This window comes from Arthrobacter sp. GMC3 (genome assembly GCF_002929305.1).
GTDB lineage: Bacteria > Actinomycetota > Actinomycetes > Actinomycetales > Micrococcaceae > Specibacter.
Genome location: NZ_PJIO01000007.1, coordinates 50076 through 65266 on the forward strand (window position 1 = coordinate 50076; position 15191 = coordinate 65266).

At 58.9% G+C, this 15191-nt stretch carries 10 protein-coding genes; 5 read left to right on the forward strand and 5 right to left on the reverse strand.

What is annotated here, in order from left to right:
• The first annotated feature begins 26 nt into the window (after window positions 1-26).
• The 5 genes from CXQ94_RS12645 (at window position 27) to CXQ94_RS12670 (ending at window position 9644) form a co-directional block, all read left to right on the forward strand.
• Window positions 27-1103 (forward strand): ParA family protein, encoded by a 1077-nt coding sequence (locus CXQ94_RS12645; RefSeq protein WP_258067058.1) that lies wholly within the window; start codon window positions 27-29, stop codon window positions 1101-1103.
• A 97-nt stretch (window positions 1104-1200) separates the two neighbouring features.
• Window positions 1201-2214, forward strand: a complete 1014-nt coding sequence (locus CXQ94_RS12650) for a ParB/RepB/Spo0J family partition protein (protein WP_104090743.1) — start codon at window positions 1201-1203, stop codon at window positions 2212-2214.
• 3000 nt (window positions 2215-5214) lie between these two features.
• Window positions 5215-6600, forward strand: coding sequence for a 3' terminal RNA ribose 2'-O-methyltransferase Hen1 (locus CXQ94_RS12660; RefSeq protein WP_104090747.1), 1386 nt, complete (start codon window positions 5215-5217; stop codon window positions 6598-6600).
• A gap of 2 nt (window positions 6601-6602) precedes the next feature.
• Window positions 6603-9140: a polynucleotide kinase-phosphatase gene (locus CXQ94_RS12665; protein WP_104090750.1), complete on the forward strand. Its 2538-nt coding sequence runs from the start codon at window positions 6603-6605 to the stop codon at window positions 9138-9140.
• 36 nt (window positions 9141-9176) lie between these two features.
• Window positions 9177-9644 (forward strand): GNAT family N-acetyltransferase, encoded by a 468-nt coding sequence (locus CXQ94_RS12670; protein ID WP_104091085.1) that lies wholly within the window; start codon window positions 9177-9179, stop codon window positions 9642-9644.
• A 190-nt stretch (window positions 9645-9834) separates the two neighbouring features.
• Here CXQ94_RS12670 and trxA read toward each other — a convergent pair whose 3' ends face one another.
• The 5 genes from trxA to CXQ94_RS12695 form a co-directional block, all read right to left on the reverse strand.
• Window positions 9835-10161 (reverse strand): thioredoxin, encoded by a 327-nt coding sequence (trxA, locus tag CXQ94_RS12675; RefSeq protein WP_104090754.1) that lies wholly within the window; start codon window positions 10159-10161, stop codon window positions 9835-9837.
• Between the two features lie 16 nt (window positions 10162-10177).
• On the reverse strand, window positions 10178-11134 hold the full coding sequence (gene trxB / locus CXQ94_RS12680) for a thioredoxin-disulfide reductase (RefSeq protein ID WP_258067059.1): 957 nt from the start codon (window positions 11132-11134) through the stop codon (window positions 10178-10180).
• Window positions 11135-11282: 148 nt separating this feature from the next.
• Window positions 11283-12656, reverse strand: a complete 1374-nt coding sequence (locus CXQ94_RS12685) for a hypothetical protein (protein WP_104090757.1) — start codon at window positions 12654-12656, stop codon at window positions 11283-11285.
• A 129-nt stretch (window positions 12657-12785) separates the two neighbouring features.
• Window positions 12786-14588, reverse strand: coding sequence for a murein biosynthesis integral membrane protein MurJ (gene murJ / locus CXQ94_RS12690; protein WP_258067060.1), 1803 nt, complete (start codon window positions 14586-14588; stop codon window positions 12786-12788).
• Between the two features lie 56 nt (window positions 14589-14644).
• Window positions 14645-15184: an NUDIX hydrolase gene (locus tag CXQ94_RS12695; protein ID WP_181034202.1), complete on the reverse strand. Its 540-nt coding sequence runs from the start codon at window positions 15182-15184 to the stop codon at window positions 14645-14647.
• Between the last annotated feature and the right edge of the window lie 7 nt (window positions 15185-15191).

A 15191-nucleotide genomic window follows, 5' to 3' on the forward strand; every position in this document is an offset into this window, starting at 1 on the left:
GGCCAAATGAAAGTGAGAGTGTCAGCGTGACCAACAGCGAAGCAGCTTCGCAACGGATCCCACCGTTTATGTCGTTGGGATCGGCACGATCTGATTCATCCTCAGTGGGTTCCGGGTCCCAAATTGGCGTCCGCCTCATGAATCAATCAAAATCGGTTGATTCATCGAATGACGTTCTTGTTTCACGTGAAACCAACAGTGACGGAGTGTCCGCGTTCGACAACGATTTCGATGACAGCAGTCCCATAGCGAGTCAGCTAGTCAGCGAAACTAAGCGCCGGGAGCGACTCCTGGGCAGAAAGTTGCCGCGACCTCAGCGAACCAGAATTCTGACGGTTGCCAACCAAAAAGGCGGCGTCGGAAAGACGACCACGACAGTCAACATTGCCGCAGCGCTAGCATCCGCAGGACTTCAGGTGCTGGTCATCGACATTGATCCTCAGGGCAATGCATCAACGGCCCTGGGTGTACCGCATCATGCCGAAATTGACAGTATTTATGATGTTTTGATCAATGACTTCGCCATGTCAGACGTTGTGGCCGCATGCCCAGATATTGATAACTTGTACTGCGCACCGGCAACCATTCACCTGGCTGGTGCCGAGATTGAACTGGTTTCACTAGTAGCGCGAGAGCAGCGCCTGCGCCGGGCTATCGACCAGTACGTGAAGTATCGCGAGGACAATGGGGAACAGCGCCTAGACTTCATCTTCATCGACTGCCCTCCCAGCCTCGGATTGCTGACGGTTAACGCCTTTGTTGCCGCCAATGAGGTCATGATTCCCATCCAGTGCGAGTACTACGCACTGGAGGGGCTTAGTCAGTTGTTGAAGAACATTGAAATGATCCAGAAGCACCTCAACTCGGATTTGGTTGTTTCGACCATTCTGCTAACGATGTATGACGGACGCACAAACTTGGCTGCTCACGTAGCGGCGGACGTGCGCGAGCACTTCCCTAAGCAGGTACTGAAGGCCCTGATTCCTCGTTCGGTACGCATTTCGGAAGCTCCCAGCTACCAGCAGACGGTCATGACTTACGATCCGTCGTCCACCGGCGCGTTGTCCTACCTGGAAGCAGCAGCGGAACTCGCTGAACGTTAGAATGCATGTAACGGAACGCGTTCATGGCTTTTTGTAATTCACTAAGATTTTAATCTGGCTCGCACCAAGAGGGGCTCATTCAATGGAGGACATATCAATGACCGAAAAGCGTAGGGGCCTTGGTCGCGGCTTGGGTGCTTTGATACCCAATTCATCCTCGGATGACTCAGGTGCTTCATCACAGCCGACCCGCCCGGTAGATCTCTTTTTCCCTGAACCCAAGGGTAGGAAGACGGCAAGCAGCACGCGTGAGCCCAAGAAAGTTGCCGCAGATGCTGTGACTGAGCTTGTGGAGGTTCCGGGTGCACGGTTCATGGAACTGCCTGTGGGGGAGATCCACCCCAATCGGAAGCAACCCAGGACTGTCTTTGACGAAGACGACATGGCTGAATTGGTCCATTCAGTCAAGGAAATCGGCATCCTCCAACCGATCGTTGTCCGCAAATCTACGGAGAAGGGTGACCAGCCCTACGAATTGGTCATGGGTGAACGCCGCTGGCGTGCCTCTCAGGCTGCTGGACTAGAGACTATTCCTGTCATCGTCCGCGAAACCACCGATGACAATCTTCTCCGCGACGCGTTACTTGAGAACCTCCATCGCAGCCAGCTAAATCCGTTGGAAGAAGCGGCTGCCTACCAGCAGCTCCTTGAAGATTTCGGAACAACGCACGAGCAGTTGGCCGACAAAATTGGCAGGTCTCGTCCGCAGGTATCCAACACCCTGCGACTACTCAAGCTACCGCCTGTGGTTCAGCGTAGGGTCGCGGCAGGGGTACTGTCAGCAGGACACGCGCGCGCATTGCTGGCTCTTCCAGGAGCGCAAGCCATGGAAGCCTTGGCCCAGAAGATTGTATCTGAAGGCATGTCGGTGCGTGCTACTGAAGAAGCGGTTCAGCTGTACCAGGCCCCGGTCGACGCAAACAAGGATCGGATTACCAAGCCGAGCCCGCGGCATGAACGCCTGGACTTCCTTGCCAGCTCCTTGTCAGACCGTCTCGACACGAATGTGAAGATCTCTTTGGGGGCACGCAAAGGTAAAGTCAGCATTGAGTTTGCCTCGGTTGAGGATTTGAACCGCATCATGGACGTCCTGGCTCCCGGGTCCAACTAGAAGTCTATTTCTAGATTAGGGCTGTGGTTGTTTCACATGAAACAACCGCAGCCCTTTTTGCTACCCAAAACGCTTCTGTGAGAGCAATCCTAAGCTCAAGAAACTGATCCCGCGGGGTCGATCTCAAGGGGCATTTTGGCGACCGTAGGCAATGCCGGACGGCTCTTGCTGAACGCACCGGCAAATGCGGCCGCCCCGTGAAATGGACGAAGTATCTCTTGTTTCACGTGAAACAGAACTTCGAAAGGAACTGGCGATGGAAAGCGGAATCTCAGCGCCCTATTCGATTCCCATAGAATTTGGACCAGGCAACGACCGTCGAGGGTGACATAGGATTCATTCAAGTACACACATAGGAGAGAGAGTACCGGCTTCATTGTCTCTATGTGACTCGAAAATCGCTGCAAATGCATTGAAATGGTCGGCGGTGGCCGACTGTTCTGTTTCACGTGAAACGTGGAGACGACATAAACAAGACTCCAGAAAGAGAATCGGAACGCTTCGAATGTCGGCGTTGCGCGGCAAGAAACTGCGCAGATTTGATTTCGTCACTGGCGTACTTGAGGAGGACAAACTGATTCATCTAACCAGAGCGAGGTGGTCATGAATCTACATTGGCGGTCAGCCAAGAGCTCAGTTCGACCCGCGCGCAGAGACCTTCTTGGTAGGCGTCTAGGTCGAAGTGACATCGGCGGCAGTATGGGACCTAGCAGTCTTGCAGGTGGCCGGCATGCCGGTAGTCGGGCGCAGATTTCATGCTTTGCGTATGCGCCATCGACACATCTCACGCACATAGTCTGTAGATCCGGGAGGTTCATGTCTGCAACTATGGGGGACAGTCGACTGCAGCTCAAGAGCGGTCGCTGCCGGTTTTAGCTGGACCAGAAGCCGGCGGTGGGGCCGATGAGAGAGGGCCCAGCCGTTGCCTAAAGTCATGCGCCCTTGTGGAGTTGGCCTGCTCTGTGCCTTGGGCGCGGGCGAATTTGGCCGAGGCGTTCCAGACACGCGCAGTTAGTTGTTTGATTTGGCCCGCCGGAAATGCCGCCGCTCAGACCAGAGGTTCAAACGTTAGACGCCAATTTGCCAGGGTTCCTTGGGAACGGATTGACGGCTCAAATGACACCGACTGCGGCCTCGGGACGGTTTAGGGCAGTTGTGTTTACCTTGGGAAACCATGCCCCGCGATGTCGATGCGTGGCCGAACAATAGGTTCTGAGGCGGCATATGTGCCGTAGTTCAATTGTTGGCGCCCGAAGATTCGGCCAAGCTTTGACGTGCGGGCGCAGCCAGCCGCACTGACTGGAAGGGTTACCAACGCCCTGAACTGGCGAGCCTTCGGTGAAAGGTTGGTGTACCAGTGGACACCAACGGGCGGCCTCGCCTCAAGTCAACGTGCGCTAGAAGGTGCATGCGTGCCTCAGGCCATTTGCTCGCCAAGTGGGGTGTCGCGGTACCTAGGTGTACATCTTGACCAGGTTGATGAGCCGTGTGTGGATGAACTCACCACCCATGCTGAAAGCGAGGGACAGCACGGGATAGGGCAGCGACCGGAGTGGCAGGTCGATCCCAGCCACCACATTTCGGTGTGGCGCGGATCTTCACGCACGTGTTCACCGCCCACCTGGTAATCGCGTCACTGAGGGTGATCGAATACTAGAACTCGCCCTTGTGGCTCAGTCCGCAGCGCGCACGACGGTGTCGATCTCGAATAACCCCGGTCACCGCTCCATAGGCGCGCTCAACCACCATACCGGCACCCAAGAGCGCGGCGTCGCCTTGGGGCCCTGGTGGTGGAGAATACCGAATGGCATCGGGTCTCCGGCAGTGGATTTGGGGTTTAGCTCAGTGCCCTCCACAGGTAGGGTCAGCATGTCTTGGTGGACCTCGCTGTAAGTATCGGGGACAGAGGGTGGGCTCGAATGTTCTCGGCCGATGCGTGTGTTCGAGGATTGGGAGGGCGCGCGTCCCGGCCTCCGGGTTTCTGAAACCAGGCGCCAGCGAACGTTGGCCCTCGTCCAGCCTGTTGTCGCGCACTGGTCGTAGGGCATCGTGCCCTTCTGTCCCCTGGTTCCCTTCGCGTACTCCGCAGTGAACCGCCAACGATCTGTTGCCCGGCTTCCATCGATGGCACGTGTTTCACCACCCCAGCACACCGTTCAACGCGCCCCCAGGGGCCAGAGCTTTCGAGAGTAGTAGGAGTGAATCCACGCTCGGTGCTAAGCGGGCAGTCGATGGGGACGTATTCATTTGGGCGAGGAAGACCAGTCGATTTCTCTTGGCCACGGCCCACCTTTAATCACTAGGTGGAATAGGAAAGAACGACCAACTTTAGAAGGCGACACCTGATACCAGCGGTGGCCACGACTTTGGATGATTGGATGACTACCCGCCAGCCAGATTGCAACGGGGAAGATCTCCAAGCGTGAGCTAGCGAAGTAGCTTGGCATGTGGTGGCCTTCGGATGACACGCCTGAAGCCGCAGAGATCTGGCCACCTTAGTCGCAGCCGGTGGTGGTGCGAGGCCCAGACAGGTGCCGGTCATGGGGCTGGTGCGTGCAAGCCCTCCACCGGCCAATTTGCAATGCCATACTCGTTCGACTGAATCGTTCAGGTGGGCTCGGATCTGGATACAGTGGACTTTGCCACGTCTCCAAGCGGCTGGTTGATGACGGAGTGGGTCATACCTTTTCCGATCAGGACTCCACTGGTCCATGGATTCGGGCTGCCTCTACTCACAAATAGGGTGTTTGCCCGTTTGGCCGCAAAGGGCAGGGACCAGCGTGCGCAGCTGCCTGACGCCGTGCATGGTCTCTTCTTTGGCGACTGAACTGCAGCGCCACTCCTACGGCAACACGGACGGGTGAACGCAACGGTCCTGCGGTCGGACGGCTGCACGCGGGGAAGAGTGAGTCGATTCGGTTTCACGTGAAACACCTCAGTCACGAGCTCCGGGGGTAGAGTTGCGGAAACGCCGATCAATATCATTTCCCGGGGGACTCATTGCTCGTCACCATCAGTTACGCTGGCCCAGAAGCCACCGACCTTGGCTATCTCCTGCATAAGCACCCGGGTAAAGTTCAGACCTTTGAAACAACCGTTGGCCAAGCCCACGTCTTCTACCCCGAGGCGAAGCCGGACCGTTGCACGGCGGCCATGCTGATGGAGGTAGACGCAATTGCTCTGGCAAGGAACCGACATCTACGTGGCGGAGGTGACGCGAGTTCCCTGGATGACTATGTGAACGATCGACCCTATGCGGCGTCGTCGCTGACAGCGGTAGCCCTTGGACAGCTTTTCCGTACCGCCATGACGGGGCGTTGCGATGCTCGGCCGGAGCTTGCAGCGTCTGCCATCAACCTGGAGATTTCCCTATCTGCTGTTCCAATCAAAGGTGGGGCCGGACTGGCAACCCGGCTCTTTGAACCGCTCGGCTTCAAAGTGGTGGAGCACGCAATCCCGCTGGATCCGCACTTTCCTCAGTGGGGCAATTCGAACTATGTCAACCTTCACCTGACTGGGACACTGCGACTCTCGGCCGCGCTGCGGCAGATCTATGTGTTGCTGCCAGTCTTGGACGATTCCAAACACTACTGGGTGGGCAGCGATGAGATTGGCAAACTCCTGCGCGCCGGAAACGGATGGTTGCCAGACCACCCGGAACGTGAGCTCATCACGAAGCGGTACCTCGCCCACCAGCGGGGGATGGTCGATGACGCCACGTCGCTCATGGCTCCGGAAGCCGAGCGGACCCCGTCGGAGAACTCAGACACGCAGGGCGGGCCGCTGCCGCTCTATCGTCTCCGCGCCGGAGCTGTCATGCAGGCACTCAGGGAAGTGGGTGCCCGCAGGGTTGCCGACGTCGGCTGTGGTGAGGGAGCTCTGCTCAAGTGCCTAATGGTGGATTCCTCATTCACTCAAATCATCGGCACCGATGTTTCGGCCAAGGCTTTGGCACGTGCACAAGAGCGGTTGAACCTGAACGAATCGACTACGGAACAACGTGATCGAGTCCGACTGCTTCATTCGTCTGTGACTTACATCGACGACAGGATACGGGGGCTGGACGCCGTGGTACTCATGGAAGTCATCGAGCATGTTGAGCCCGACCGGTTGCCGGCTGTGGTTGAGAGCATCTTTGGACATGCCACGCCGGGCACAGTCGTGGTGACTACACCCAACAAGGAATACAACCCGCTTTACCCGGGCCTCACCGGAGGCGGCAGCAGGCACCCCGACCATAGATTCGAATGGACCCGCATGGAGTTCCAGTCCTGGGCCGCTTCTGTTTGTGAGACTCACGGTTACGGCGTGGAGTTCCGGGGCGTGGGGGACACAGATCCTCTGGCGGGATCACCCACCCAACTGGCGCTCTTCAGGAAAGGCTGACCATGGCGGAGCTCGACATTCCCCAACTGTGCCTGGTGGTGTTGGTTGGCGCCAGCGGCTCGGGCAAGTCAACCTTCGCGCGCAGCCACTTTGAGCCCTTCGAGATCCTGTCCAGCGACTTCTTCCGCGGGCTGGTGTCCAACGATGAGAACGACCAGGGTGCCACCAAGGCCGCCTTTGAGTCGCTGCAGTTTGTGGCGGGGAAGAGACTCGACGCCGGGCTACTCACCGTGGTCGATGCAACCAGTGTGCAACCGGAGGCGCGGCACCAGCTGGTCCAATTGGCAAGGGACCATGACGTGCTTCCGGTTGCCGTGGTTTTCGATATGCCCGAGGCTCTGTGCCTGGCCCGTAATACCCAACGTACTGACCGCACCTTGGCTGCCAGAGTCATCAAGCGGCAACAGGACCAGTTGCGCAGGTCCCTGAAATCCTTGGGAAGGGAGGGGTTTCGAAACGTCCACATTCTACGCACCGAGGAGGAGGTCGCTACGGCTACGTTCAGGCGCCAGCGGCTGCTCAATGACTTCCGGGACGACACCGGGCCCTTTGACGTCATCGGTGATGTCCATGGCTGCCGGGCAGAGCTGGAGACCCTTCTGGCGAAGCTCGGCTATGTAGTAGAGCAGGACGGGCAAGGTCGAGCCGTTGATGCCATCCATCCGCACGGACGGAAGGCAGTATTTGTTGGTGACCTTGTGGACCGGGGGCCCGACAGCCCGGGAGTGCTTCGGCTGGTCATGGGCATGGTGCGCAATGGGCACGCCCTTGCCGTGCCCGGTAACCACGAGGACAAACTGGTCAGGGCCCTGCGTGGAAAGAATGTCCAGACAGGGCACGGACTCGCCGAAACACTGGCACAGCTGGCAGCCGAGCCGCCGGTATTCCGGGCGGAAGTTGAGAGCTTTTGTGACGGACTCGTTTCGCACTTGGTTCTGGACAAGGGCCGGCTGGTGGTGGCGCACGCGGGTCTGGTCGAGGCCTACCACGGCAGGGCATCGGCCCGCGTGCGCTCATTCGCCCTGTACGGCGATACGACGGGCGAGACCGATGATTATGGCCTTCCCGTCCGCCTGCCCTGGGCAGAGGGCTACAGGGGTGCTGCAACGGTCCTGTACGGCCATACGCCCACCGTCGACGCGGAATGGGTTAACGGAACCATGTGCCTGGATACCGGATGCGTCTTTGGCGGCAAGCTCACGGCACTTCGCTACCCCGAAAAAGAAGTGGTCCAGGTGGCAGCCCACAGGGTTTGGTCCGAACCAATAAGGCCCCTCGAAGCAGAGGCGCCTGCTATCCAAAAGCGCACGGCAGACATGCTGAAGATCGACGACGTGCTAGGGAAGCACGTGGTTCAAACACGGACCCACGGGCGGATCGGCGTTCGCGAGCAATACGCCGCCGGAGCACTGGAAGTCATGAGCCGGTGGGCCACAGACCCGCGCTGGATGCCCTACCTGCCGCCCACCATGAGTCCGACAAACGCATCCGCAATCGACGGCTATCTGGAACACCCTGTGGAGGCGTTCTCCGGATACCGCAAAGATGGGGTTTCCAGAGTCATCTGCGAGGAGAAACATATGGGGTCCCGGGCAGTGGTACTGCTCAGCAGAAGGCCAGAAAGGTTCAACGCGCCGCCTCATTGGCGCGGCACCGTCTACACGCGGACCGGGAGACCCTTCTTTGATGGCGCCCAATCCAACGAGTTCCTGACCATACTCGACGCGGCGTTTGAACGGACAGGAGTCTGGGCGGAGTTGGAAACAGACTGGGTACTCCTCGATGCAGAATTGCTCCCGTGGTCTCTCAAGGCCGGCGACATGATTCGCAACCAGTATGCGGCTGTGGGGGCCGCAGCCACCGCGTCCCTGGCCACTTCCGTCGCCGCACTTAAGCAGGCCGCGGGCAACGGCAGTGATGTGGCGAAATTGCTGCAGCGCACACAAACCCGGGAGAAGAACGCTCACGCCTATGTTGCGGCCTACAGAAACTACAGCGCACCAGCGGATGGCCTGGACGGTGTACAACTGGCGCCGTTCCAGATCCTTGCCAGTGAAGGAAAAACCTATCACCACCGGGATCATGGCTGGCACCTGAGCATCATGGACCGGCTGGCGGAGGCCAATCCGACGCTTATTCGGCCAACGCGTTCCATCGTAGTTGATGTCCACGACGAAGCCTCAGTGCTCGCTGGTACCCAGTGGTGGGAATCATTGACAGCGGACGGGGGAGAAGGCATGGTGGTGAAACCTCTCGACAACCTTACTCTCGGGTCCAAAGGCATGGTCCAGGCCGGCATCAAGGTTAGGGGAAAAGAGTACCTGCGAATTATCTATGGGCCTGACTATGCCGAGCCGGCAAATCTGTCCCGACTCCGGGACCGTAACTCTGCGCACAAGAAGTCGATGGCTCTGCGAGAGTATGCGCTCGGGATCGAGGCCCTCGAACGACTGGTGGCAGGTGAGCCGCTGTGGCGGGTGCATCAAGCAGTGTTCGCTGTCCTGGCGATGGAATCCGAAGCCGTGGACCCGAGACTGTGACCGCCAGCTGAGCCGGGCAATGAAAAGATGGGTGCCATGAAGATTGAACTGCGCACCATGAACCAAGAAGATCTATACCGCTGGATCCGCTGGTCCCGGGACGACTATGCCAAAGACAGGGTACTCTCCGGGGAGTCCGAAGAGCTCGCTAAGGCCAAGGCAGAATTGTCGTTCGCCACTTACTTTCCCGACGGCGCGCCTTTGGAAAGTCACTTTGTCTACGACGTCTTCGCTGGTGAAGAAGTGGTCGGCTACTTGTGGATCGGACCGGAGTCGCCCGCCCGCGGCGGCGCCTGGTGGGTGTGGGACGTCGGAGTCTATACGGGGCATCGAGGTAACGGGTATGGTCGGGCGGCGATGCTCTTGGCAGAGGATGAGGTGACACGGCAGGGTGGACTCGAGTTGGGATTGCACGTGTTTGGATTCAACACGGCCGCCCGAGCCCTTTATGATTCGCTGGGGTACACGCCCACGTCGATAAGAATGAGCAAGAAGCTAGGCTAGCCGGCAACTTGCACGTTTCACGTGAAACACTCGGTCGGACCTCAACAGAAGAGGGAATGGGCCCCGACGGGCCACGTTCAAGGAAAATGAGGTGCGAGCTTTTGACGCTTAGGATCAATCTGGGAGAAGCCACTTAAAGAGGTATGGACCGGACAAGGTCCGGTCCATACCTGACTATATTAGCGGCCGCTTACTTCAAGTACTCGGCAAACTCTTTTTCAATGTACTGCTTGGGGCGGGCTCCAATGACGGTGCTCTTGACTTCGCCACCCTCGAACAGGTAAACGGCCGGAATGGAAGTGATTCCATACTTGGCCGAGATGGCCGGGTTGGCGTCAACGTCCACCTTGATGACCTGAACCTTGTCGGCGTACTCGACAGAAATTTCATCGAGGATGGGGCCGAGCTTGCGGCACGGACCGCACCATTCTGCCCAGAAGTCGACGATGACCGGCTTATCGGCATTGAGTACGTCTTCGGCGAAGCTTGCGTCGGTGGCGTTTTTTGCATTGCTCATGTCAGGTTTCTTTCTCTTAGGAATCCAGCTCGGCCAGGTAGTGCTCCACATCCAGGGCGGCAACACAGCCCGACCCTGAAGCGGTGATGGCCTGGCGGTACGTGGGGTCAATGACGTCGCCAGCGGCGAATACGCCCGGGATTGAAGTCTTGGAAGAACGGCCGGCCACGGCGATAGTTCCAGCTTCGGTCAGATCCAAAACGTCCTTGACCAGGTCAACGCGAGGATCGTTGCCTATGGCAACAAATACACCCGTGACGGCAAGCTCGCTCTTTTCGCCCGTGACCAAGTTGTTCAAACGGAGGCCGGTAACCTTGGCATCGCCGTCGATTCCCACAACCTCGGAGTTCCAAACAAATTTGATCTTCGGGTGGTTCAGTGCACGTGCTGCCATGATCTTGGAGGCGCGCAGGGTGTCGCGGCGGTGCACTACCGTCACGGACTCGGCGAACTTTGTCAGGAAGATGGCCTCTTCCATGGCAGAGTCGCCACCACCGATGACCGCAATGTTCTGGCCCTTGAAGAAGAAGCCGTCGCAGGTTGCACACCAGCTGACGCCATGGCCGGAGAGACGCTTCTCGTCGGGCAGGCCTAGCTCGCGGTATGCCGAGCCAGTGGAGATGATGACAGTGCGCGCCTTGAATTCCTGGCCGTCGGCCAAGGTCACAGTCTTGACCGCGCCCTCAAGTGAAACTGAGGCAACGTCGTCGTACATGACCTCAGTGCCAAAGCGCTCGGCCTGTTTGCCGAAGTTCTCCATCAAGTCAGGACCCATAATGCCGTCCGGGAAGCCGGGGAAGTTCTCCACATCCGTGGTGTTCATCAGCTCGCCGCCGGCGGTGACGGAACCGGCGATCATCAGCGGTTTCAGATCGGCGCGTGCCGTGTAAATGGCGGCCGTGTAGCCTGCGGGTCCGGAGCCAACGATGATGACGTCGCGGACATCGCTGACGGGGGTAGCTTGCGTGGTCACGGGTAAGTGTTCCTCTTCCTTCATCGTTTCAACCAGGGCGGCCATGGCTGCGGGTCATACGTCAGTTCATAACCGGACTTGGCGTCAAGTTATTCCGTGCAGGAGCCCCAGAGGGCCTGCCTACATGGTGAATTCTGGGCCTCTATGGCTATTTGATGCTGATTTCAGCGATCTTCAAACCATAGGGGTACGTCACGAACGGTTGTAGCTTGGGCAGCTGGGTGAAGCTGATAATCACATACTTGGCCTTCACCCCGGGGGCTGCTTTCAAGGTGAAATCCGGGGCGCTGAAGGAGCCGCTACCGATCTTGGTTGCACCCTCAAGAGACGGCTTGCTGTTGGTGAGGATATTGAACTGCCCACCTGAACCGGCGATCTGGTTGATGGTCACCGAATCGATGGTGGATTCTTGTTGCAGCTCAATGGCCAGGTCGATGCTGTCCGTGGCACCGGCAAAGGAGTCATTGGAGAACTCAACCGTGGGCCAGTACGTGCCCTTATTGCCGTCGATGGCATCTTTGAGGCGCGGGATGAACTGGTCGCCGTAGTGCACTGCACCGGCCACGTACTGGGTGATGTCGGTGATTCCTGCGGCAACGGGGGCTACCACGGGGGCCACCGGCGCCGTGCTCGACGCTTGCGGGCCGGCGGAGGTCTCCGACTGCGACTGCGAGGTTGTCGGGTCTTGACCGCCCGCCACATTGCCACCGTTAAACAGCGATCCAATGTGTGAGAAAGCAAAGATCAACGCGCCCACCACCAACACGCCAACGATGACGCCGGTGAGCCAGCGGCCTCCTGTGCGGGGAGCGTTCTCGGTGTCCTCGTCCAGATCCTCCTCGACGTCATGACCGGCGCCTTCACTTGCCGCCAGAGCGCCAGAGGGGAACACCCCAGCAGCGCGTCCCGTACCGGCGTCGTGGTCGTCATTGATGAATCCGTAGTCATCATCGCTCCACAAAGTCACCTTGGGCGCGGCTGACGGTTCGACGGCGGCAGGCGGGGTAGCAGGGGCCGCAGCGGTAGGCGGGGCTACTTGTGGGGCTGCGGGGGTGGGGCGGACCACCGGCGACGGGTGGGCCGGTGTCAAGGGCGTGTTGTCCTCATAGACATAGGCGCTGCCGGAGGGCGCAACGTCACGGGCCGAGCCGAAGATTTCTGTTCCCAAAGTGTCAGTGAAAAACGGCTCATGGTAGACGTCGTCGTCCGAGTGTTCTGTGGGAACCACCAGGTCCAGAAGGTCTACGGGCGACGTCCTGGAAGCGATCAGGTACGTGGCGCCGTCTTGGGTCCCCAGATCCAGAATGGATACGGCGGAAACACGCTCACCCGTAGCAACTTCACGGGCGCTCTGCGCCAGGTTTCCTGAATTCGAGACGGCTGAGACGAGAATGCTGACGGGACGGTTCAAGACCTGGTCCAGTCCGTCCAAAATGACGTCGTCCTCGGCGGAGGCCAAGATTCGGCCGGTCACTTTATAGCGGCCGCCAAGAATGGAGCCCACGTCGATTGGTTGTGGCACCAAGTCCTCCTTGTAGCGTTTGGGATGGCGGGCTTCGAAACTTCTGCACAGCCTAATCTCAATGATTCTATAGGACTTAGCTGAAAATTCAGCGGTTTGCAAGGAACCTCACGGAACGAGGGACGCGAACTACTTCTTTGGCGAAAGTCGTGATCTCACTTTTGAAAGCAGTGGGCCGGCGATGTCGTCGAGCTCGTGAACGCGCAAAACCTTCAACATGATGACATAAACCACCGCCATGGTGGGGCCCACGATGGCGAGCGTTAGGAAGGCCGCCAGAATGGAATGCCACATGAATCCCTCCGGATTCGAGCCGCCAAAGAGGGCCAGGACCAATTCACCCACCAACCCGGATACTAGGGCGGCCGCAAGGAAGCGCATGTGCGCGCGCAAGATCTGGCCTCCGCCATAGTCTCCCAGCTTGGCCCGCAAGAACAAATGGCTAACCACCGGGCCCAACAAATTGCTGATGGTGTAGCTGGCGGCAATCCCGTAAATGATCAACGACGGCGGCAACAGTGCGGCCGACAGGGCGGTCCCCAGGCCGATAACCACCATGATGCACTGAATGACAAAGGGGGTCTTGGCGTTTTCTTGCGCATAAAAAACCCGGTTAAGTATGAAGTTGATGCTGTAAAAAGGGGCCCCGATGGCCAAAATGGCCAACACGATGGCGATTTGGCGGCCGGCGAATTCCTTGTTCCCGCCGAAGAGCATGCCGAATGGTCCGGAAAGGACGATCAAGGCGACACCGGCAAAGACTGTTGCCACACCCGTGGTGCGCAACGCACCTGAGAGTGAGCTGCGAAGCTTGGAAAAGTCATGCGAGGCAGCCGCCCGGGCCATGGCAGTGAACATCACTGTGGCAATGGAAAGCGCAATGATGGAGTGCGGCATGATGTACAGCTCAACGGCACGGTTGAGTGCGTAAACGCTGGGGATGATTGAATCGGCCGGGTCGACTCCTTCCGGCATGTCAGCTCCGGGGATCGTGGCGATGCGCAAGATGACCAGGAAGCTCAGATTGCCAACGACCATGGTGCCGATGGTCCAACTGGCGATCTTGGCCGTGGCACCCAGACCCGTGCCGCGCCAACCAAACTTGGGGCGCAGACCCAAACCGAGGCGGTGCACCGGAATCAGCAACACCACCGACTGGACCACGATGCCCAGCGTTGCTGTCCCCGCCAGCATCCAGCTTTGCCCGGCAGTCCAGTTGTCTACCGTGTGCTCGGTGGAGGCGGAACTTCCGGCCACCACAATGAACACGAGGAGCCCGGCAATGGCCACCACGTTGTTGAGCACCGGCGCCCAGGCGTAAGCCTTAAAGGAGTTATGGGCGTTGAGTACCTGGCCAAGCAGCGAGTACAGGCCATAAAAGAAAATCTGCGGGAGCAGAAACAGCCCAAACGTGATGGCAAGTTCCAGGCTCTTACCCGAGTAGGCGGTGGTCAGCGAGGTGATGGGAACCACCAGTACCACCACCAAGGCTGTCAGAACCAGCAAACCCGAAATGCCCAGCGTCAACAGCCTGGAGATGAAATCGGCGCCCTTGTCAGGCTGTTTGCTGGCCTTGACTATCTGCGGAATCAGCACGGCGTTGAAGACACCACCGGCAACCAGCATGAAGATCAGGTTGGGCAGGTAATTGGAGCTCTCAAAGATGCCACCAACAGTGGTCCCGGCTATCGCAATGCCGAGCACGATCGCTTTGACGAACCCCAGAATGCGCGACGCAAGTGTGCCTACAGCCATGGAGGCGCTGGAGCGCACCGCTTGGGCCTGGGTCTGAGTCTCGGTGGCGACCAGGACCGGCAGCGCGCCTGTGGGCGGCGAGGCGGTCAGTGGTTCGCCGGAGGATACAAGCGAAGACGCGTACGACGGCGGGAAGTCGGGTTTGGCGGGGATTCGCACCCTTGGTTCATTAGACATATCGTTCCCCATCATCTCACTGCAATCCTGATCGGAGGCTGAAGGCCCGGACCGTACTAGAAGTACTCCGGCAACAGATCCTTGGCCAGATCGGTGATGCGGCGCTCGTTCGGGAAGGACAACTTGCGTCCCAGCTCGGCGACGGGAACCCAGGCGACGTCGACGGCCTCGTGGTCTGGATCGTTTTCAATGGTCAGGAATCCGCCGGTGGCCCGGAGTAGGAAGTGGTGCACAGTTTTGTGGACTCGATGGCCGCTGACAGTGAACCAGTAGTCAATGCTGCCCAGCGGTGCCAAGATGTCTCCGGCAATTCCGGTTTCTTCCTCAATTTCACGCACAGCCGCCTCGGCGTACGTTTCCTGACCCTCGGGGTGGCCCTTGGGCAGGCACCACTCAAGGCGACCGCCGCGATTGATGCGGGCAATGATGGCAACTTTTAGTTCGTCGTCGCGCATTTCAACCACAACGCCGCCAGCGGAGATTTCCTCCACCGTGGGGAGCTGGCTGGGGGTCGACTGCCCTGCGGGCGCGGCGTGGCTACCCACTGACGGTGGCAGTGGGCTCCTCTTCGGCGCGCGCGGTACAGGGTGGACCATGGAGTCC

Bases quoted from the DNA above. Each gene is read 5' to 3' on its own strand.
- CXQ94_RS12650 (WP_104090743.1), top strand. From the start codon at position 1,201: ATGACCGAAAAGCGTAGGGGCCTTGGTCGCGGCTTGGGTGCTTTGATA.
- CXQ94_RS12665 (WP_104090750.1), top strand. From the start codon at position 6,603: ATGGCGGAGCTCGACATTCCCCAACTGTGCCTGGTGGTGTTGGTTGGC.
- CXQ94_RS12670 (WP_104091085.1), top strand. From the start codon at position 9,177: ATGAAGATTGAACTGCGCACCATGAACCAAGAAGATCTATACCGCTGG.
- trxA (WP_104090754.1), bottom strand. From the start codon at position 10,161: ATGAGCAATGCAAAAAACGCCACCGACGCAAGCTTCGCCGAAGACGTA.
- murJ (WP_258067060.1), bottom strand. From the start codon at position 14,588: ATGTCTAATGAACCAAGGGTGCGAATCCCCGCCAAACCCGACTTCCCG.
- CXQ94_RS12695 (WP_181034202.1), bottom strand. From the start codon at position 15,184: ATGGTCCACCCTGTACCGCGCGCGCCGAAGAGGAGCCCACTGCCACCG.